Raw genomic sequence first — 20,182 nt, forward strand, 5'->3', positions numbered from 1 at the left:
ATTACCGATAAAATGAGGCGCGCTGATTTAATATGATAACGAATATCCCGCACTGTTTAATCAGTGAGGAATATTAGGCCAGTGATGAGGTTAATGAGGGGAATGTGATGGTCTGTATGATGGGGCGGGAAGAGCCTGTTCCCGCCGTGTCCCGTACTGAGTTGGCTCTGCGTTTAAATACGTTGCTTCAAAAACGTATTTAATTCTCTGACGATACACTCGGGTTCATCGACCAGCGGCATATTGTCCATATCCGCAATTGCATCTATTTTTTGCGTATTATCAGACTGCAATGCGGCAAATAATGGCGTGAAGTCAGGTTGCTCCGGGCCGCGCTCGGCTACCAGTTCAAAGGTTTTATTGATTGCCGCGTCGTTGGTCAGGGCTGAAACCAGAACTTTGGCAATTTGTTTTCGCGAGATTACGCCATCGTCCGGGGTGCCGGCATGGCGGCGATCGCCCTGTAGCATCAGTAACTTATGCTCATTCTCATGGTTGTAATCGAACCAGCCCGGTCTGACGATGGTGTAGGGATGACCGCTGGCCCTCAGCAGGCGCTCGGCCCGACGCTTCCAGTCATGCACTTCCGTGCGTTGGTTAAATGAACTGAGCCGCTCGGTGACGCCGATGGTGGTCATCAGCGCAATTCGCACCTGGGTTGATTTAAGCAGCTTCAGGATATTGCGCACGCCGCCGTAGTCTATCGCCCGCGCGCCAATACGTCCCTGACCATCGGAGCCAAGGGTGAAGATGACGGCATCAATATCTTTCACCACATCCGTTAAGGTCTCCGGCATGGAGACGTCGCCGTAGACAACCTGCGCGTCGCGGGGGAGCAGTTTGACTTTGCGCCGATTTCTGACCAACGCTATGGGCTGATGGCCCATTTCGATCGCGGTTTCAACGACGTGAAGACCGATACTGCCCGTCGCGCCTGCAATGAGTATTTTCATGAGTAATCCTGGGTTCAGTTCAGAGATATACCCAAAATAATTCGAGTTGCAGGAAGGCGGCGACGCAGTGAGTCCCCAGGAGCTTACCGAAGTAAGTGACTGGGGCGAGCGAGGAAAGCCAACGCATATGCAACTTGAAGTATGACGGGTATAAATGCGTTAAAAACAGGATATCAATTGCCATTATGTAGAGTAACGAGGCTAAAATGATTGCGTCTATGAATCGCCTTCATAAGTTCTGCGTGCGGGCAATCAAGTTAACGAAGGAGCCCACCGATGCTTAAAGAGAACTTCAACGAACTGCAGATCTTTCTGATCGTTGCGAGGGAGCGAAGCTTTACCAAAGCGGCGGGTAAGCTTGGCGTTTCGCAGTCGGCGCTCAGCCACGCCATAAAGGGCCTGGAGGAGCGTTTAGACATCCGTCTTTTGACTCGAACCACCCGTAGCGTCGCGCCGACCGAAGCCGGTGAGCGCATTATTGCCTGCCTGGAGCCGCGCATTGCCGATCTGGAACAGGAGCTGGAAGCCGTTATTCAGCTCAATCGCGCGCCATCTGGCAATATTCGGCTCTCGGCAGGCGAGCACTCCGCGCGCAGTCTGGTATGGCCGAAGCTTAAGCCTTTTCTCAAGGAGTATCCGGAAATTAACGTTGAGCTGGTGGCGGATAATGGCTTTGTGAATATTGTGGAGGGGCGTTTTGACGCCGGTATCCGCCTTGGCGAAAGCGTCGATAAAGATATGATCGCCGTGAAAATCGGCCCGGATATGCGCATGGCGCTGGTGGGTTCACCCGGCTATTTCGCGGAACATGAAATTCCCCAAACTCCACATGAACTACAAAATCATCGCTGTATCAACATGCGCCTGCCGACCGCCGGGGGACTCTATCACTGGGAGTTTGAGCGAGACGGTAAACCGCTGCGCGTCAGGGTGGAGGGGCAGCTGACGTTCAATCTGCTATCGGAAAGAATTGACGCGGCCCTGTCCGGGTTCGGTATTGCCTGCGTGCCGGAGGATACGATTGAGGGGCTGGTGAAATCAGGAGATCTGATTCAGGTTCTCGATGAGTGGTGCCCCTCTTTTCCGGGATATTACCTTTATTATCCCAGCCGTAAACAGCACCCACCGGCCTTTGCCCTGCTGATTGATGCGCTGCGTTATTCTGAGTAAACGGCCTACGGCAACCCGCAGACCGAATTTAACCTTAACGCCCGACGCGGGCCATTAAGGCGGCAGGGTAGCGCTCGCCGACGATTTTCACCGTTTCCAGCGCCTGGGTGATTTTACGCAAATCCTCCGCTGAAAGGACGAGTTCAGCAGCGCCCAGATTCTCTTCCAGCCGATGCAGCTTGGTGGTGCCGGGGATCGGCACAATCCACGGTTTTTGCGCCAGCAGCCAGGCCAGCGCAATCTGCGCCGGAGTTACGCCTTTTTCGGCAGCCAGCTCGCCAAGCAGGGTGACCAGTTGTTCATTGGCTGCAATAGCCTCGGCGGCAAAACGTGGCACTTTGCTTCTGAAATCATCTTCACCGAACGTGGTACCGGCTTTGATCGCGCCGGTTAAAAAGCCTTTGCCCAGCGGGCTGAACGGCACAAAGCCAATCCCCAGCTCTTCCAGTACCGGCAGGATCGCCTGCTCAGGCTCGCGCCACCACATTGAGTATTCGCTTTGCAGCGCGGCAACCGGCTGCACGGCATGGGCGCGGCGAATGGTTTGTACGCCCGCTTCGGAAAGGCCGAAGTGTTTAACCTTGCCTTCGGCAATCAGCTCTTTCACCACGCCGGCGACGTCTTCGATCGGCACGTCGGGGTCAACGCGGTGCTGGTACAGCAGGTCGATGACGTCGGTTTTAAGACGACGCAGCGAGCCTTCGACGGCTTCGCGGATATGCTCCGGGCGGCTGTTTAAAATCTGCTGCTTGTTGTCATCGCCGAAGGTAAAGCCAAATTTAGTGGCGATAACGACTTGGTCGCGGAACGGTTTTAACGCTTCGCCGACTACCTCTTCGTTCAGATACGGACCGTACACTTCGGCGGTATCGAAGAAGGTTACGCCGCGCTCAACGGCGGCACGAATCAGTTCGATGGCCTGACGGGTATCGGTCGCCGGGCCGTAGCCGTGGCTCAGGCCCATACAGCCCAGGCCGAGCGCCGAGACTTCAAGCCCGGACTGACCAAGAAAACGTTTTTGCATTGCGTTACATCTCCGTGGGTTTCTGATTAAACGTCCAGCTTACGACCGGCAAGCCATTCCACTCGGGCGGGGTCGCGATGCGAGAAAAAGGCGCTGGTGGCGGTGTCGATGGCGGTAATGTGCAGCATTTCGTCGGCGCTCAGCTCGAAGTCCAGCACGTTGATATTTTCGGCCATGCGTTCTTTACGTACGGTTTTTGCCAGCGAAACGATGCCGCGCTGGAAGATCCAGCGCAGGACGACCTGGCCGACGCTTTTGCCATATTTTTCGCCAATGGCGGTTAACTCCGGATGCTGGAACAGACCGTTTTTGCCTTCAGCAAAAGGTGCCCACGCTTCAGGCTGAATGCCGCGGGTCAGCATCCACGGCACGGCGTGGAGCTGCTGATTAAACGGGTTCACCTCAATTTGGTTAACAGCCGGTACCACTTTATTGAAGGCGATCAGGTCAGCGAGGCGGTCCGGGTGGAAGTTGCTCACGCCAATCGCGCGAATTTTCCCGGCCTGCTGTAGCTCCTCCATGGCGCGCCATGCACCGTGAACGTCGCCATAAGGCTGATGAATCAAATAGAGATCGACGTAATCCAACTGCAGGCGATTTATCGAACGCTCAAACTGCGCTTTGGCGCCTTCGTAGCTGGCGTCCTGCATCCACAGTTTGGTGGTGACGAAAAGCTCATCGCGCGCAATGCCGCTCTGCTTGAGCGCGTTGCCGACCTGAGTTTCGTTCAGGTAGGAGGCGGCGGTATCAATCAGGCGGTAGCCCGTTTCAATCGCCTCGACAACGGCGCGCTCGCACTCTGCGGCATCCGTCATTTGAAAGACGCCAAAGCCCAGCAGGGGCATTTCAATACCGTTGTTCAGTGTTACCGTTTGCATGACGTTATCCTTCCTCTTTTGTGTCAGAGAAGCATAGCGCAGAGTGATTTATTCGATTAGAGGGCGTAATTTTCTAGGGTTAATTAGCAGGATTCATAAATTGGCGAACCCTGCTGTTGCGAAACTTAAGGCAACAGACGGTACTCTTCGTCGGCCACCGGCTCCAGCCATTCGTTGGATGCACCTTCAGCGGGAACCGCCACGGCGAGGTGGGCAAACCAGCTGTCGGCGGCCGCGCCGTGCCAGTGTTTGACGCCCGCAGGGATATTGACCACATCCCCGGCGGTCAGCTCACGCGCCTGTTGATTCCACTCCTGATACCAGCCGCGTCCGCCGGTCACCAGCAGGATTTGTCCGCCCTTATGGTGAATATGCCAGTGGTTACGACAACCTGGCTCAAAGACCACGTTACCGATATTAACCCCTTCCGTGGAGAGCATGCTCAGGTAACTGGTGCCCTGAAAATACTGCGCATAGGCTTCGTTTTTCTCCCCTTTAGGGAAGATGCCGTTACCGTCAAATTGTTCGTTCATGTTGTCTCCGCGTTTTAATTTAAGCGTCCCGACGTTGTCCATCGGGATCCACTGTGTAAAGTGTAGTGAAAGCCTGATTAAATGATAAGATGCTCAAATATGAATACACTGGTGCAAAAAATTCACCAATTATGAGCAAAGAAAAATTAAACGATTTACAGGCTTTTGTGACGGTGGCCCAGGAGCGTAGTTTTACCCGAGCGGCGGCGGTATTGGGCATCTCGCGTTCGGCGCTGAGCCATACGCTGCTGGGGCTGGAAGAGCGCCTGGGGGTGCGGTTATTAATCCGTACCACGCGTAGCGTCTCGCCAACCGATGCCGGAAACCGCTTGCTGGCCGTGCTCGCACCGCGCCTGGATGAGATTGAGACGGAATTGATCTCGCTGCGTGCTTCACGTGATAAGCCTGCCGGAACGGTGCGTATTACCGCCAACGATCATGCCATCGTCACCGTACTCTGGCCCCGACTTCAGCCTTTATTAAATGAACACCCCGATATCAACATTGAATTCAGCGTCGGCTATGAACTGACCGATATTGCGGCCCAACGCTTTGATGCCGGGGTGCGGATGGGCGATCAGGTGGACAAAGACATGATTGCGGTGCGCATTACCCCCGATGTGCCGATGGCGGTGGTTGCAGCACCCGGTTATCTTTCCGGCAGGGCGGCGGTAACATGCCCTGAAGATCTGATGGCGCATAACTGCATCAATCTGCGGTTGCCCACCCACGGCGCGCTGTATGCCTGGGAGTTTGAAAAGGGCAGTCAAAAAATTAACGTTCGGGTCGATGGGCAAACCGTTTTTAACAATACCTTTTTGATGATTCAGGCGGCGCTGGACGGGGCCGGTATCGCCTATGTGCCCCGCGATTTAGTGGCGAAATATATCACCACTAAATCGCTGATACCCTTGCTTGCCGACTGGTGCCCGCATTTTCCGGGGTACTATCTTTATTACCCCGGTCGCCAGCATCTCCCGACGGCGTTTACGCTGGTGGTTGACGCTTTGCGCTGGCACCGACGGGCTTGATCAGCTGGACAGCGCCTGCTGTAGCGCATGGTCAGCACGCATAGCCGCTTCGCTTTCGCCATTTTCTCGTAGCACCTGCGCCAACTGGCGTAGCTGCTCGGCAGTGAGTCCAACCCGCAGACTGGCCCGCGTGTGCGACAGCAGCTGCGATTCCACGCCCGGCGTGGCGGCGAGCGCACCAACCGTTGCCAGCTCTCGGCTTTGCCAGTCGAGGTTGTCGCGGGCAAAGATATCGCCAAACAGATGCGTTTGCAGGAACTGATTAATCACCGGGGCAAATTCAAAAAGCGGCCCCTGTACCGGTGCGCCTGAGATTTTGGTCTGGTTTGCGGTACCCACGGCGCGCAGCTCCGCGCCGACGGGAATCGGACTGGCCGGCACTTTTCCTTCGATGTCATTGATGCCGCGTTGTTTACGCGTTTCAACCACCTTCATCAATTCATTCAATCCGTTAAGGCTGCGAGGGAAGCCGGTGTAGGCATAGAGCTGGACGAGGATTTCTTTGGTTTCGTTAATTGTGAGCCCGGCATCCAGACCCTGATTTAGCGCTGCGTTCAGCTTGTCCATCTGGCTGCTGGCCATTGATGCGGCGATCAGCGGGATCGCCTGCTGGCGAGCAGATAGCGTAGTGGAGGCGGTTTGTTGGCTCTCCATCGTAGAGGCTCCTTGCGTCGTCGGAGCCGCATTCACCGAAAGGTTACAACCAAAAATTAGCAATGCCGCTGCCGTTAGCGTTTTAATGCGCGTGGTATTGTTCATCCGTCACTTTCTCCATCCATTCAACGTTTTTACCCGCGACCGTACCCGTTACGGCCAGATGCGTCATCGCGCTGCCGGGCGCGGCCCCATGCCAGTGCTTAACCCCTGGCGGACATACCACGACATCGCCGGGGCGGATGGTTTGCACGGGTTGTCCTTCCTCCTGAGTCAGGCCGACGCCGGAGGTCACGATTAGCCTTTGACCGGCAGGATGGGTGTGCCAGGCAGAACGCGCACCGGGCTCAAAGGTAACGTATGCGCCGGAGGCGCTAATGTCTTTGTCGGCGCTGAATAACGGGTCGACCCGCACGCGTCCGGTAAAGTTTTCAGCGGGGCCTGCCATCGCGCTTTGGCTCCCGGCGGGCGTAATCTGCACCGAGGCGTTTTGCCCCTCGGCCAATGAAGAGAAAGCGACAAACGGCAGTAACAGCGCGAGGTAACCTAATTTTCCAATCATGCAGGGCGTCCTTTTATGTCAATGAAGGGGGGTACTGCGTTGCGATAATTCTAATGGGCGTTCCATGTCGTCAGGCTGACGGTTGGCTGACATTGTTGTCAGTTGGCGGTGCGAGGGCGAAGGTGAGGCCAAAGGTATTGTGGCCCCCTTCGCTGCGCGCAAAAACCTCGCCCCGGTGCATAATGGCCACGGCATGAACGATTGAGAGCCCCAGTCCGTGATGGGTATCGCTCTTAGCACGAGAAGCATCAACGCGATAAAAACGTTCAAAAAGGCGATGTAAATGGGCAGAGGCGATCGGCTCTCCGGGGTTCGATACTGCGACACAAGCCTGATTGTGACTTTCGCTTAAGCGGACGATAATCGTACTGCATGGTGGCGCGTGCCTTGCGCTGTTTTCCAGCAGATTAGCCAGTGAACGGTGGAACAACCGCCGGTCGATATGGGCGGAGACATCGCCTTCGATCTCCAGCGTGAGCTGTTTTTCAGCGAAGGAGGGTTCCACGTATTCTGCCGTTTTCAGCGTCTCTTCACGTAGCGAGACGCGGCTTAACTGCGCGGCATGAACACCGGCGTGGGCATGTGACAGGAACAGCATGTCGTTAACGATTGACGTCATCCGCTCAAGTTCTTCTAGGTTTGAACCCAGCAGTTCTTCAAGTTCATCATGCGAGCGTCGGCGCGATAGTCCGAGCTGTGTTTGGCCAATCAGGTTGGTGAGTGGGGTACGTAGCTCGTGGGCCACGTCGGCGTTAAAGCTTTCAAGTTGCCGCCAGGCAATTTCCTGACGTTCCAGCACACCATTAAATGACCGTGCCAGCTGCTGCAACTCCTCAGGCAGCGCGGTGCTATCGAGCCGCTGACCATGATCGCCCGGTGCCAGATGCTGCGCCTGCTGGCTTAGGGCGCTAACCGGGCGCAGGCCAATTCTGGCGACCATGTATCCCAGCAGCGCGACAATAACCACGCCCAGTGCGGTAATAATCAGCAGCGTGCGCGTGAACGCCTCCAGCGTGCCCATATATGGTGTGGAATCGATGGCGACCACATAGCGTAGCGCCGGTCTTTCACCGTTGGCGGGGATCGTTTTGACCAGCAGAAAAAGCGAACATGCGCCTTGCGAAGCGCCGGGCATTTTAATGAAACCCTCCGTCAGCGAAGACCACTGAACCCCGAAGGGGGGCGCTCCGCCCACGTTAAAATGAGGGTTATCGCTGACTATCCAGTAGCGAACCCGCTCGCCTTCAGAGTTGGCCAGAACGGTAAATTTACTGGCAAGCGTAGACCAGCCGTCGGCGGAGGTGCGCGATACGATCCACGGGCTCATTAATGATTCGCGAAACAGTAGCTCGTTATGCATCTGTTTTTGCAGTGAGTCATGCAGCGAGCTTCGCAGCAAAATGCCGATGGTCGAGACGATCAGTAGGGCGGACAACGCGAACATCAACGCCAGATGTACCGAGATGGCGCGCTTAAACATGTTTTTCCATCACTTCTTCAGGCCTGACTTCAAGAACATAGCCCATGCCGCGCACGGTATGCAGCAGCTTGATCCCGAACGGCGCATCAACTTTGGCACGCAGGCGTTTGATGGCGACTTCCACGACGTTCGCGTCGCTGTCGAAATTCATATCCCAGACCTGTTCGGCGATCATCATTTTGGACAGGATCTCTCCCTGGTGACGGGCCAGCAGGCTGAGCAGGGAAAACTCTTTGGCGGTCAGCTCCAGGCGCGTTCCGGCGCGCAATACCCGGCGAGCCAGCAGATCCAGGTGCAGATCGTGTATTTGCAACTGCGTAATATCTGCGCCGTCGGCTGAGCGGCGACGCACTAGCGCCTGAATGCGCGCCACCAGTTCAATCAGGGAAAAGGGTTTGGGCAGATAATCATCGGCACCCAGGCGCAGGCCTTTAACTCGCTCATCGACGGACCCCCTGGCGGATAGCATGAGTACTGGTGTTTGTTTACTGGTGCGAAGGTTTTCCAGTACCCGGTAACCGTCCATGCCCGGCAGCATGACATCAAGGATTATCGCGTCGTAGTCGAACTCCTGCGCGTAGTGCAGGCCTTCGGCTCCATCGGCAGAGACATCGACCGTGAACCCCGATTCGCCCAGCGCGCGCGTCAGGTAGCTTGATGTTTTTTCTTCGTCTTCCACTAACAGCAGGCGCATAGCAATCCTGTCCTTATCCGTTTTTTAAGGGGGCTTCGACATCGGAATAAACCTGTACCGCATCGGGTAGCCTTTGGCCTCTGATGGTTATGGCATCCAGTGAACGGGTGAGCTCGGTCATTTCAGCGTTTGTCAGCTTGATGGCTGCTGCGGCAGTGTTTTGCAGCATATGGTCGCGGTTGGTGGTGCCGGGAATTGGCACAATCCAGGGTTTGCTTGCCAGCAGCCACGCCAGCGCAATTTGGCCCGGCGCGGCATTTTTTCTTTCCGCCCAGCTTTTTAGTAACTCGACGAGCTGGAGATTGTGCGCCAGATTATCCGGAGCAAAACGAGATTCCGTGGAGCGGAAATCGCCGGGAGCAAATCGGGTATTGGCATCTATCCAGCCAGTTAAAAACTGCACGCCCAGCGGGCTCCACGGCACGAAACCAATCCCTAACTCTTCGCATACCGGCAGCGCGCTTTTTTCCGGGCCGCGCCAGAGCATCGAATATTCGCTTTGGACTGCGGTTACCGGTAATGCCGCGTGGGCGCGTCTTAGCGTATTAACGCCCATTTCCGATAATCCCCAGTGCAGTACCTTTCCTTGAGCCATTAGGTCTTTTACGGCGCCCGCGACGTCCTCAATCGGGATCTGTGGATCGACCCGATGCTGATACAGCAGGTCGATGCGATCGGTTCGCAGGCGTTTAAGCATGTTTTCGACGACTTGTTTGATATGCTCCGGGCGACTGTTTAGGCCAGGAAGGCGCTTGCCGGTCTGCTGATCGATGTTCCAGCCAAACTTGGTGGCGATAACAATTTTGTCGCGAAAAGGGGCCACACCTTCGCCGAGGATTTTTTCAACTTCAAACGGGCCGTAGGCTTCCGCCGCATCAAATAGCGTGATGCCGCGATCGAAGGCCTGGCGAATGATATTCACCATCTCCGGACGCCAGGGCACGGAAGTGTCGTATTTACGGCTCATGTCCTGTACGCCCAGACCGATAGCGGACACTTCGAGGTTGCCCAGTTTGCGTTTATCCGGTGCGGCAGAATGCAGGTTGCTTTGACCTCCGGCGCTAGCGATTTTTTCTGTCGCGTAAACGTGAGAGACCAGCGAGGCTGCAGCGACCCCGGCCCCTGCAATCAGCAATTTACGCCGTGCTGGCATAGAAGGGACGTCTGCGTCGTCGGTGAATCGTTGTTTATTGCTCATGAAAGGCTCCTTTTCTCGGTAGTTTGGCCTGCGCTTATTCTGACTCCCGTTTGCCAACATAAAGCTGACCGTTTCCTGACAGCGATGTCAGAAACCTGTGCAAGATATTTCTGACAAAATTGTTATTCATTCGTCATGATGCTGACAGTTCTCTCTTCCTAATCTGAATACGTTATTTGCCATCGCCAGCCTGGTGAATTCAGGCCATTATTTATTCGGGAGAGATCATGAAAATTACGCTTTTAAATACCGTTTTACTGACGGCCATGATGAGTATTTCATCGGTGCATGCCGCTGATTACAAACAAAATCCTTTTACTCTGGTGTATGACGGAGCGATAACTGAAAATGTCAAAGGCAAGGTCAACATTCACCCGGTAAAATATGATCTGCACGGCATCCAGATTGCCGCCAATGTATACACCCCGGCCAATTACGATCCGGCTAAAAAATATCCGGCGGTGGTTGTTGCCCATCCTAATGGTGGCGTGAAAGAGCAGGTTGCCGGGTTATATGCTCAGCGCCTGGCGGAGCATGGATATATTACAATTACCGCCGATGCGGCTTATCAGGGAGCCAGCGGCGGTATGCCGCGCAGCGTGGATAAACCAGCCAATCGCATTGAGGATATTCACGGCATGGCTGACTATCTCAGCCAGTATCCCGGCGTTGATACCGCGCGTATTGGCCTACTGGGCATCTGCGGCGGTGGCGGCTATTCGCTAAAAGCGGCGCAGACCGATAAACGTTTTAAAGCGCTGGCGACGCTCAGCATGTTTGACTCCGGGCTGGTGCGCCGCAATGGCTATCAGGATTCACAGATTTCCACTATCCAGGAACGTCTGAAGCAGGCAACCGACGCGCGTATCAAAGAAGTCACCACGGGTGAGGTCAGCTATTCCGGTGATGCTAACCTGACCGATGAACAAATCGCCAAACTCCCATTTGATCTGTATCGCCAGGGCTACGAGTACTACTGGAAAACCCATGCTCATCCGAACTCAACCTTCCGCTATACCACCAGCAGCCTGCTCGATTTAATGCGCTTTGATGCGCAAAGCAATATGGACCTTATCAACCAGCCGCTGCTGATGATGGCCGGTACCAAAGCAGATTCGCTGTATATGACCGAAAGCGCGTTTAAAAAGGCCACCGGTACCGCAAATAAAGAACTGTTCCTTATCGACGGAGCGACGCATATTGAGACCTACTGGGTGCCGCGTTATGTCGACCAGGCCATGAGCAAGCTCGATAACTTCTTCGATAGCAATATTTAAGTCGTAAGGCCAGCTTCATCAGGAGGTTGGCCGTTTCTCTGCATTCAGAGTAACGGAGTTGGCGGCTAAGATAATTACGTTCAATAAATAGGCGCTATGAGCATAATTCACTAAACGGAGTTTCGCGGTTTGTATTCAGAATGCGGGCTGTGGGGGAGGGCGTCTGGTTCAATCAGAGAAATGTTTGACGGAGGGGTTGGACAAGGGGGCGAGTTGTTATGACGTTGAAAAACAAAAAGCCTGCTTAGTTTCCTAAGCAGGCTTTTTTAAATTTGGCTCCTCTGACTGGACTCGAACCAGTGACATACGGATTAACAGTCCGCCGTTCTACCGACTGAACTACAGAGGAATCGTGTGAACGAGGCGAATACTACTGGCCTCGTATTTTTGTGTCAACACTAAATTTAACTTGCTGATTCAAATGGTTAAATTTAGTGCAAACCGTTGTTTTAGTGTACTGCTGGGTTATCACCTTCATTCTGTGGGTTATTTTCACGTAATCTCTCCAGCGGGTCCTGGCGGTAGAAGTGGCAGAAACGTTGCCAAAGTGCAGGAAAACGCGGGGCAAAGAGCTCAGGGGCACTGAAGAAATATTCAGAGAGCACGGCAAAACATTCGGCAGGATCGGTAGCGGCATAGGCATCAACGCTTGCGGCGCTTTCGCCGACCAGATCGATCTCATCCTGAATATTGTTCATCGCTGCGTGAAGATCGTGCTCCCAACCTGCGACTTCGCGGAGAGGAATGAATGGCACACCACTTGCGCGATCGCCATTGCGGGTATCCAGCTTATGCGCAACTTCGTGGACGATAAGGTTAAAACCGGAGGCGTCGAAGGAGTCCTGGATGTCGAGCCAGTTGAGAACAATGGGGCCTTGCTGCCAGCTTTGCCCGGATTGCACGATTCGTTGGTTATGCACCAGGCCGATATCATCCTCCCATTCATCATCGACGACAAACGGGGCAGGGTAGATGAGCACTTCGTGGAAGCCGTCTAACCATTCGATCCCAAGTTCGAGAACCGGCAGGCAAAACAGTAGTGCGATACGGGCGCTATGAAGGGGGGTAAGCTCAAGTCCTTGTAACGCAACGAGACGCTTCTGCTGTAAAAAACGGTTTGCCATTTGTGCAAGTTGCCGCTGCTCCTGCTCGGAGAGATTGGCTAAAACTGGAATGGCAAGCGCCTGTTCCCAGGGGATTTCTGCGTTGCCAGACTCTTCATCTACTTTCCAGGGCCATTTAAACATCATATTGCTCGCAAAGTCGTCACTTGAACTGAATTAAAGAGACAGGAACTATTAAAATGCCAAAGAACCTGGCATTATAGCAACCTCAACAGCGGAGAGATGCCAGAGCGGCTGAATGGACCGGTCTCGAAAACCGGAGTAGGGGCAACTCTACCGGGGGTTCAAATCCCCCTCTCTCCGCCAATTATTAAAATAAATCAATAATTTGCGAATATTTTTTGATTTTGCCCTGCATAAATCCCTGCATTAAAATTTCTTGCTATCGCTCTGTTTTCTCACCTCTAACGCTGTCATTTTTACCATGTTGCTCCTTGTAGGGCATCCACTTTTATCTTCTTTAGTTCACAAGCTCACACTCTTAAACAACAACTTAGCCCATCTCGCATCTCGGATAACAAAATTGTTGAACTACATGTGTTTCATACGGATACCTGTAAGGGTGTCTAAAGGGAATGGTTTGTTGGGGTATGGATGAAAAGAAGTGAAATCAGGAAAGCGTTGGAAGAATACAGGCTGATGGCCGAAAACACGGAAATCTCAAAAAGTGCGTGGAACTAAAAAGGGTGTGCTTACACGACCAGTGAGAGGGACTCTCAGCTTTCTAAGTTAAAAGCGGCAGGTGAAAATGGAGATGTAGAAGCTCAGTATGCCTTAGGTCTCATGTATTTATATGGAGAAATACTGGATGTTGATTATCAGCAGGCAAAGATTTGGTATGAAAAAGCTGCCGCCCAAAATGATCCGCGTGCGCAGGTCAAAATCGGTGTGATGTATGCAAATGGTCTTGGGGTGAATCAGGATTATCAACTGGCAAAATCCTGATATGACAAAGCTTCGGTTCAAAATGATGTAGACGGGCAATTTTTGCTTGGTGAGATGTATGACGATGGTCTCGGTGTAAGCCAGGATTATTATCAGGCAAGGGCTTGGTATGAAAAGACAGCGGTCCAAAATGATGCTCAGGCACAGTTCGATCTTGGTGTGATGAATGAACGTGGTGAAGGGGGAAATATCAACACAGGGCAAGCGATAACTTGGTTTGGGCTAGCATGCAAGAATGGGCATAAGGACGGTTGTAAACGTCAGGAATATTTGTTGAAAAAGTAAAGAAATATCGGAGTGAGACGTTATTATAAATATAATATTTAATATCCTTTCGGTAGCAATGCCTCTTAATTGGAAAAGAGACATTGCTGTAAATCGACAACTATGGTAAAGATATTTCGTTATTAGTACCCATTAGTATGCTACTCTGTGATGGTAAAAATTCTCCTTTATTTTCATCTCGTCCCTGCAATAATATTTTTGCATCATTTTTATTATAGTCACGAACAGCTTTAGCTGATAATTTACCAATAATGGTGTCAGATGAACGTAGCCGGTTAATAATGAGAACTAACTTTGTGTCATTAAAGTCGGACATCATGTTTTGATCTCCTTCACTATCGCCAGCAACGAATATTGGCCCTGTATTTTTGTAACGTTGTTGTATAAATTTCTTTATGGTTTCGGTTTTACCTTTTCCTTGCGTTTGAGGGTAGTACGGATCGAGGCTATGAGTCAATTTACCTTCTTTATCGTATAAGGGATGCATTGCATAGACATGAGATTCAGGAACAGAAAAGCCATATTTATCTATAGTAACGATACTTTTTATAACGTCTAAAGCAGAAGCGGAAATTACATAAACATCAACCCCTGCCTCCTGTAGGTTTTTGTATAATGTCTGCATTTCTGGAAGCAGCCTAAATCCATTTTTCCATGTTACTGATACGATACCAGCCCGGCCTGCCATATCTGCTGGGCTTACCCATGTTACCTTTGTGATAGGCTGTTTATTTTGCCACTCAATAGTATCGTCTACTAAATCAGATATTTCTTTTTTGGACATACCAGAAAAAAGATACGTTACCCATGGATAAGATACCTCATGGTCGAATGACCCACCTATTGCATCATATAAATATCTCATTTTTACTATAAAATTCATATAATTAGGATTTGTTTTAATTTCATTAATCGTTTTATTACCCTCAAATCCATTGTAATTATGGTATAGCCATGTGTAGCTATCAACAATATCTTGACCAATGAGATTTATATTAACCGCTTGATTGTTTTTATTATTATAATCAGAGTTAAAGCTAGAGGTCGGTATATCTTTGTAAATTATCTCTTTCAATCTCTCAGGTTTCATAGCAAATCTAAGGTTTTCCAGTTGATATATAAGAGTTGCCTCTTCGATATCTAGAAAAGCTGTCGTGTTGTCAAAATCAAAAACAGCATATAAAGAGTGTGCAGGCTTCTGCTTTGCCTCTTGAATTAGTCTATCAATTTTTCTCGAGTTGAACTCGTCCCAATTGCCTATAACTGATTGCTTTTCTTGGGAAACTACGGTTGCTAAATTGTGTGATACTCGATTTGTGTTACCGGCAATGGCTGTGGTTCCATATACTCCAAAAATTACAGATATCAGTGTGTATATTATTGTCATTTTCATGGTTAATTCCTTTTTTAGGGTGCATTATCATCTGTAGCAAAAAGTAAAAACCATCTATATCAAAAATTGGCACCTTTATCATGAATGTGATGGTTATCATATTTTATGCGCCTATAACCTGCAAACCTCCAGGTGCCAGTGCCCAATACAACCTTGGTGTAAGATATGAAAATGGCGGAAGGTTAAGTCAGAATTATCTACAGGTAAATGCTTGGTATGAAAAGGCGGTAGGTGTAAAACGATGCACAGGCACAGTTCGATAGTTGTGTGATGGATGAACGGGGTGAAGGAGAAAATATCTACACAGATCAATCAAGAACATTGTTTGGATTAGCATGTAAGAATGGGAATAAGGAAGGTTACGATCGTTATGAAAATAATTTAAAGCGTTTAAAATGGTAAGCTATGTTGTCGTGATTTGAATTAATTTTAACTTATAATATATTTTGGTGTTTATTTGATATGAAAAAATATAATGTAAGGAGAGGAGTAATAAATAATATACAAAATATATAAATGGACAAGAACAACCCCCTTGATGAACCTAAATCACCAAAATGTCTGTCCCAGGATTTTTTTGACACTATCCTCTGTGCTGATACTTCTAAAGCGTAATATGCAAACGGGTATGCTAAAGCACCAATGCATCTGTATATTTGTATTTAGCAGGGCGTGGAGTGCGTGCCGATTTGGTTTTAGGATGAGATAAACCAACCGCTGCGAATAGTTCAGCAGGATCAATACCATCTTCTAACAGTTTCTGGCGGAAGGCTTGTAATTTAGCCTGACGTTCTTCTTGTTCTTTACGGACGGTACTTTCTTCCTCACGACAATCTTCAGCCACAGAAGAGAGTTTTTCCAGCATCTCTTCCAGAGTTGCCAAAAACAAAAAAAGCCCGCACGAGGCGGGCTTGAGATTAATTAACAAACTTAGAACTGGTAGGTGATACCTACAGCGAACTGGTCATCAGTAGACGCGCCAGTGATGTCTGCATCTTCGTCGTCCACCAGGTTGAATTTATATGCAGTGTAAACGTTGAAGTTTTTGTTAAAGTAGTACCAGGTACCCAATTCAACGTAGTTCATGATGTCAGCATCACGATTGCCGTTCAGATCTTTGCCTTTCGCATAGACATAGCCCAGAGACGGACGCAGACCGAAGTCGAACTGATACTGAACAACGGCTTCAATGTTCTGAGTCTTGTTGGCGAAACCACCTTTTTCCATTGGGGTCAGGTTATGAGATTCACCATACATAACTGATGCGTAAACATTGTTTGCATCATATTTGGCAGCCAAATCCCAGACTTCTGCTGTTTCGCCTTTATGGTCACGAGCTTGCTCGTCAACGCGGTCAGCGTTGCTATAAGCGCCTACTAAGCCGAAGCCGTCGATGTTGTAGTTAACGGAGAAACCGAAACCGTCACCGTTAGCTTTCTCTGGGTTAGTGTCGTTGTTTTTACCTTGATACTGCAGGGCAAAGTTCAGACCATCAACCATACCGAAGAAGTCGGTGTTACGGTAGGTCGCTACGCCGTTGGTACGACCGGTCATGAAGTTGTCGGTGTAGACCAGGCCGTCGCCGCCCCACTCAACCAGCATATCGGTGTAACCCGCTGCGTCATAAACCACGCCGTAGTTACGGCCGTAGTCAAATGAACCGTATTCACCGAATTTCAGGCCAGCAAACGCCAGACGGGTGTCATCAGACTGCTGACCTTCTGGTTTGTCCGCTTTGATATTGTATTCAAACTGGCCATAACCGGTCAGTTCGCTGCTAATCTGAGTTTCGCCTTTGATACCGAAACGTGCATAGGAGGTATCGTCAGAGTTGTTGTTGTCGCCATCATGGGTCATGATGTGCTCGCCAACCATTTTGCCGTAGAAATCCAGTTTGTTGCCGTTCTTATTATAGATTTCTGCTGCGTTAGCGGCACCAGCGACTAATAAAGCTGGAACCAGAATTGCCAGTACTTTTCTTTTCATTATATATATTCCCTTTTAATCATAATTAATATGAATGTTGTCATTCCCTCCGGGGAGACTATTTGATATTAGCGATTAAGTTCATTTTTCTTTAAATGAAAGATGTAAGTAAATTATATCTAATATTACAAAATGTTTCTGAGTGATTCTTTATATTTAAAATCTATGAATTTGTTTTAATTTATTTCTTGTGTTTATGTTTTTCAATAACATGAAGTTATGTGTTTTTATAAGTAATTTGTACTACTGATGAGATTTACAATTTAAATGATTTTGTAATCTATATTTTTGTGACTAATGTCCACGGGTAAATTCGTTTTTTGCATGCGCCATTTCAAAAGGATAGGGCGGTGAGACTTTACGGTGAATAAACCTAGGGTATTAATCTTGTTTAGGTGGAATCAGCAGGAAGTGCAGGCAAACTCTCACCTGCTTTCATCAATTTGCATTATTTAAAATAAGATAGAATTCATTGAAAATATGTGGCGATTAGCAGTAGAGCGAATGGAGCGAGAACCAGGCTTAAAGAGGATAGAGAGATCTGCTGCCTGGAAAGCATTTTTATTATACAATGTGACAAATATCACTATTTTTGACTGCTGTCGGCGGTATCTGTTGTTGAGTAAATGGAGAGTAAGCTAATGGAAGATAAAGCGAAACGGAGTCCTGGAGGTAAACTTGCGCTGTGGGCATTTTATGTCTTTTGCGGTTACTTCCTCTGGGCGATGGCGCGCTACTGGTGGGTTGTTGGGCAGATCCAGAGCGTACCTGGCGTGACGATTGACGGCGAGTTAGGTTCAACGGCAGGTAAATGGATCGGTGCATTGCTGGGTTTTTTGGTGTTGGGTATCGTTGGCGTCGTTCTCGGTGCGATCGCCTGGTACACGCGACCTAATCCACAGATGTATGAACATCACGATTAAAGTTGCTATGCTCGTTTCTGGCCTTATCACAAAGGAACGCGCATGGAACTTGTTGACTGGCAGCAGCGGTTTGAATCCTGGTTAATCGGACATCACTCGCAAGAGGATTCTGCTCACGATATTTCACACTTTCGCCGGGTTTGGGCAACGGCTCAGCAGTTGGCCAAAGATACTGATGTTGATCGGCTGGTGATCCTGACCGCCTGCTATTTTCATGACATCATCAGCCTGGCGAAAAATCATCCTGAGCGAAGTCGCTCCTCGGCGATGGCGGCGGAAAAAACGCTGGCCATCCTGCAGTCATCTTTTCCTGACTTCCCCGCAGACCGCTATCCGGCGGTCTTGCATGCTATAGAAGCGCACAGTTTTAGCGCTGCAATTCCCCCGCAGAGTGAAGAAGCAAAGATTGTCCAGGATGCCGACCGACTCGAAGCATTGGGGGCGATTGGCCTGGCGCGCGTTTTTGCCGTGTCCGGCGCGCTCAACAATATTTTGTTTGATGCCGACGATCCCTTTGCCGACAGACGCGAATTAAATGACAAGAAGTACGCGCTGGATCATTTCCAGTGCAAGTTGTTGCGCTTGCCTGAAACCATGCAAACCGAAAAGGGCAGGGCAATGGCGGTGCACAATGCGCGTTTTCTGGTGCAGTTTATGGCTAAGTTAAGTGCGGAGCTTTGCGGAGACCCTCTGGCCATTGATGAGGCGGTTTTACAGCGCTTTGATCCACTGGCATAAAACGGCTTGCGCTATTTATGGTAACCTCTGCAAAAATAGTCGGGCTGGTTGAGGTTATGTCGCAAAATTTATCCAAGGAAAGTCTCCCATCTTTGAAGGCCGAGCATAACGGAGAGGATGCCCAGGCGTTGTTGCGTCAGATGATGGCGATATACGATGTAAAAACGCTGGTGGCACAGTTAATCTCTGTTGGTGAGCAGCACTGGAGCCCGGCCATCCTGAAGCGCGTAGCGACGGTGCCTCACGCAGCAAATCGTTTAAACGCACAGGAGAGAGCCCATCTGTTGACGCTCCTGCCGCAGCCGCCAGCGCATCATCCGCACTATGGATTCCGCTTTGTCGATCTGTTTGCCGGTATCGGCGGTATTCGTAATGGTTTCGAGGCGATTGGCGGGCAATGCGTTTTCACCAGCGAGTGGAATAAGCATGCGGTGCGTACCTATAAAGCCAACTGGTACTGCGACCCTGAGCAGCATCGTTTTAATGAGGATATTCGCGATATTACCCTTAGCCATCGCCAGGATGTGCGCGATGAGGAAGCGGCGCAGCATATTCGCGAGGCTATCCCGCAGCATGATGTTCTGCTGGCTGGTTTTCCTTGCCAACCTTTTTCTTTGGCTGGCGTATCAAAGAAGAATGCTCTTGGTCGGGCGCATGGTTTTGCCTGCGAAACGCAAGGGACGCTGTTTTTTGACGTTGTCAGGATTATTGCCGCCAGGCAACCCGCTATTTTTGTGCTGGAAAACGTCAAAAACCTAAAGAGTCACGACAAGGGGCGAACGTTTCGCATCATTATGCAGACGCTGGACGAGCTGGGCTATGAAGTCGCCGATGCCGATCATACCGGAGCGGACGATCCGAAGGTCATCGATGGACGCCATTTTTTACCTCAGCACCGCGAGCGTATTGTGCTGGTTGGCTTCCGTCGCGATTTGCAACTGCATGAAGGGTTTACCCTACGTGATATCTCCACGCTCTATCCTGCTAAGCGCCTGACATTTGGCGAGCTGCTGGAGCCCGCGGTGGATGCTAAATTTATTCTCACCCAGGTGCTGTGGAAGTATCTCTATCGCTATGCGCGCAAGCACCAGGAGCGGGGTAACGGCTTTGGTTACGGATTAGTTGACCCTATGAATCCGCACAGCGTGGCGCGTACGCTGTCGGCGCGCTACTACAAAGTACTTGTAGATATAGTAAAAAAGGACCTCTGAACCCATTGTTATTTATGGCAAATGTATCATCTGTGTAATTCCGTCTATTTATAAAAAAGGACATTTGATGAGAAAAGAACGAACTTAGTCTTATTGGGGGAACACGCTTCTTTATGAAAGTAT

At 50.4% G+C, this 20,182-nt stretch carries 19 protein-coding genes, 2 tRNA genes and 2 pseudogenes; 9 read left to right on the forward strand and 14 right to left on the reverse strand.

Annotated elements, in window-relative coordinates:
- Positions 1 to 173: 173 nt before the first annotated feature.
- On the reverse strand, positions 174 to 953 hold the full coding sequence (locus AC07P6_RS10910) for an SDR family oxidoreductase (RefSeq protein ID WP_478316249.1): 780 nt from the start codon (positions 951 to 953) through the stop codon (positions 174 to 176).
- Between the two features lie 276 nt (positions 954 to 1,229).
- Between AC07P6_RS10910 and AC07P6_RS10915 the strand changes: the two genes are divergently transcribed.
- Complete coding sequence (locus AC07P6_RS10915; protein ID WP_478316251.1) at positions 1,230 to 2,123, forward strand: LysR family transcriptional regulator; 894 nt, start codon at positions 1,230 to 1,232, stop codon at positions 2,121 to 2,123.
- Positions 2,124 to 2,157: 34 nt separating this feature from the next.
- Here AC07P6_RS10915 and AC07P6_RS10920 read toward each other — a convergent pair whose 3' ends face one another.
- The 3 genes from AC07P6_RS10920 to AC07P6_RS10930 all read right to left on the reverse strand — a co-directional run bounded on the left by AC07P6_RS10920 (position 2,158) and on the right by AC07P6_RS10930 (position 4,558).
- On the reverse strand, positions 2,158 to 3,147 hold the full coding sequence (locus AC07P6_RS10920) for an aldo/keto reductase (RefSeq protein WP_478316253.1): 990 nt from the start codon (positions 3,145 to 3,147) through the stop codon (positions 2,158 to 2,160).
- 26 nt (positions 3,148 to 3,173) lie between these two features.
- A complete protein-coding gene (locus AC07P6_RS10925; protein WP_478316255.1) occupies positions 3,174 to 4,025 on the reverse strand; it encodes an aldo/keto reductase in 852 nt (283 codons plus the stop codon).
- A 125-nt stretch (positions 4,026 to 4,150) separates the two neighbouring features.
- Positions 4,151 to 4,558 (reverse strand): cupin domain-containing protein, encoded by a 408-nt coding sequence (locus AC07P6_RS10930; RefSeq protein WP_478316257.1) that lies wholly within the window; start codon positions 4,556 to 4,558, stop codon positions 4,151 to 4,153.
- Between the two features lie 128 nt (positions 4,559 to 4,686).
- Between AC07P6_RS10930 and AC07P6_RS10935 the strand changes: the two genes are divergently transcribed.
- Positions 4,687 to 5,589 (forward strand): LysR family transcriptional regulator, encoded by a 903-nt coding sequence (locus AC07P6_RS10935; RefSeq protein ID WP_434664021.1) that lies wholly within the window; start codon positions 4,687 to 4,689, stop codon positions 5,587 to 5,589.
- Here AC07P6_RS10935 and AC07P6_RS10940 read toward each other — a convergent pair whose 3' ends face one another.
- The 5 genes from AC07P6_RS10940 to AC07P6_RS10960 all read right to left on the reverse strand — a co-directional run bounded on the left by AC07P6_RS10940 (position 5,590) and on the right by AC07P6_RS10960 (position 10,177).
- On the reverse strand, positions 5,590 to 6,348 hold the full coding sequence (locus AC07P6_RS10940) for a carboxymuconolactone decarboxylase family protein (RefSeq protein ID WP_478316259.1): 759 nt from the start codon (positions 6,346 to 6,348) through the stop codon (positions 5,590 to 5,592).
- On the reverse strand, positions 6,326 to 6,805 hold the full coding sequence (locus AC07P6_RS10945; RefSeq protein WP_478316261.1) for a (R)-mandelonitrile lyase: 480 nt from the start codon (positions 6,803 to 6,805) through the stop codon (positions 6,326 to 6,328). Before AC07P6_RS10945 ends, AC07P6_RS10940 begins: the two co-directional genes overlap by 23 nt.
- Positions 6,806 to 6,875: 70 nt before the next feature.
- Positions 6,876 to 8,285: a heavy metal sensor histidine kinase gene (locus tag AC07P6_RS10950; protein ID WP_478316263.1), complete on the reverse strand. Its 1,410-nt coding sequence runs from the start codon at positions 8,283 to 8,285 to the stop codon at positions 6,876 to 6,878.
- Complete coding sequence (locus AC07P6_RS10955; protein ID WP_181485738.1) at positions 8,278 to 8,979, reverse strand: heavy metal response regulator transcription factor; 702 nt, start codon at positions 8,977 to 8,979, stop codon at positions 8,278 to 8,280. Before AC07P6_RS10955 ends, AC07P6_RS10950 begins: the two co-directional genes overlap by 8 nt.
- 13 nt (positions 8,980 to 8,992) lie before the next feature.
- Positions 8,993 to 10,177 carry an aldo/keto reductase gene (locus AC07P6_RS10960; protein WP_478316265.1) on the reverse strand — a complete coding sequence of 395 codons (1,185 nt, stop codon included), beginning with the start codon at positions 10,175 to 10,177 and terminating at the stop codon, positions 8,993 to 8,995.
- A 227-nt stretch (positions 10,178 to 10,404) separates the two neighbouring features.
- Here AC07P6_RS10960 and AC07P6_RS10965 point away from each other — a divergent pair, with 227 nt between their 5' ends.
- Positions 10,405 to 11,454, forward strand: coding sequence for an alpha/beta hydrolase (locus AC07P6_RS10965; RefSeq protein WP_304260124.1), 1,050 nt, complete (start codon positions 10,405 to 10,407; stop codon positions 11,452 to 11,454).
- Positions 11,455 to 11,727: 273 nt separating this feature from the next.
- Here the strand turns inward: AC07P6_RS10965 and AC07P6_RS10970 are convergent.
- Together AC07P6_RS10970 and mtfA are read right to left on the reverse strand one after the other, a co-directional pair.
- Positions 11,728 to 11,803, reverse strand: a tRNA-Asn gene (locus AC07P6_RS10970).
- Positions 11,804 to 11,903: 100 nt separating this feature from the next.
- Positions 11,904 to 12,704, reverse strand: coding sequence for a DgsA anti-repressor MtfA (mtfA, locus tag AC07P6_RS10975; protein ID WP_478316267.1), 801 nt, complete (start codon positions 12,702 to 12,704; stop codon positions 11,904 to 11,906).
- Between the two features lie 90 nt (positions 12,705 to 12,794).
- Here mtfA and AC07P6_RS10980 point away from each other — a divergent pair.
- The 3 genes from AC07P6_RS10980 (at position 12,795) to AC07P6_RS10990 (ending at position 13,808) form a co-directional block, all read left to right on the forward strand.
- Positions 12,795 to 12,884 (forward strand) — tRNA-Ser (locus AC07P6_RS10980).
- A gap of 477 nt (positions 12,885 to 13,361) precedes the next feature.
- Positions 13,362 to 13,523: an SEL1-like repeat protein gene (locus AC07P6_RS10985; RefSeq protein ID WP_249421903.1), complete on the forward strand. Its 162-nt coding sequence runs from the start codon at positions 13,362 to 13,364 to the stop codon at positions 13,521 to 13,523.
- Positions 13,524 to 13,565: 42 nt separating this feature from the next.
- Positions 13,566 to 13,808 (forward strand): tetratricopeptide repeat protein, encoded by a 243-nt coding sequence (locus tag AC07P6_RS10990; protein WP_249421902.1) that lies wholly within the window; start codon positions 13,566 to 13,568, stop codon positions 13,806 to 13,808.
- 100 nt (positions 13,809 to 13,908) lie between these two features.
- Here AC07P6_RS10990 and AC07P6_RS10995 read toward each other — a convergent pair whose 3' ends face one another.
- The 3 genes and pseudogenes from AC07P6_RS10995 to AC07P6_RS11005 all read right to left on the reverse strand — a co-directional run bounded on the left by AC07P6_RS10995 (position 13,909) and on the right by AC07P6_RS11005 (position 17,187).
- Positions 13,909 to 15,201 carry an HAD family hydrolase gene (locus AC07P6_RS10995; RefSeq protein WP_478316270.1) on the reverse strand — a complete coding sequence of 431 codons (1,293 nt, stop codon included), beginning with the start codon at positions 15,199 to 15,201 and terminating at the stop codon, positions 13,909 to 13,911.
- A gap of 646 nt (positions 15,202 to 15,847) precedes the next feature.
- Positions 15,848 to 16,129 (reverse strand): annotated as a pseudogene (locus tag AC07P6_RS11000) (H-NS family histone-like protein); the annotation flags it as partial.
- A gap of 2 nt (positions 16,130 to 16,131) precedes the next feature.
- Positions 16,132 to 17,187 (reverse strand): porin, encoded by a 1,056-nt coding sequence (locus AC07P6_RS11005; RefSeq protein WP_478316272.1) that lies wholly within the window; start codon positions 17,185 to 17,187, stop codon positions 16,132 to 16,134.
- A gap of 641 nt (positions 17,188 to 17,828) precedes the next feature.
- Here AC07P6_RS11005 and drpB point away from each other — a divergent pair.
- The 3 genes and pseudogenes from drpB to dcm all read left to right on the forward strand — a co-directional run.
- Positions 17,829 to 18,110, forward strand: coding sequence for a cell division protein DrpB (drpB, locus tag AC07P6_RS11010; RefSeq protein ID WP_182239685.1), 282 nt, complete (start codon positions 17,829 to 17,831; stop codon positions 18,108 to 18,110).
- Positions 18,111 to 18,152: 42 nt separating this feature from the next.
- A complete protein-coding gene (locus AC07P6_RS11015) occupies positions 18,153 to 18,848 on the forward strand; it encodes a phosphohydrolase (RefSeq protein WP_478316274.1) in 696 nt (231 codons plus the stop codon).
- Between the two features lie 56 nt (positions 18,849 to 18,904).
- Positions 18,905 to 20,038: pseudogene (gene dcm / locus AC07P6_RS11020) on the forward strand (DNA (cytosine-5-)-methyltransferase); the annotation flags it as partial.
- Positions 20,039 to 20,182 lie beyond the last annotated feature (144 nt).

The sequence above is a fragment of the Klebsiella sp. GFKo11 genome, from assembly GCF_056490265.1.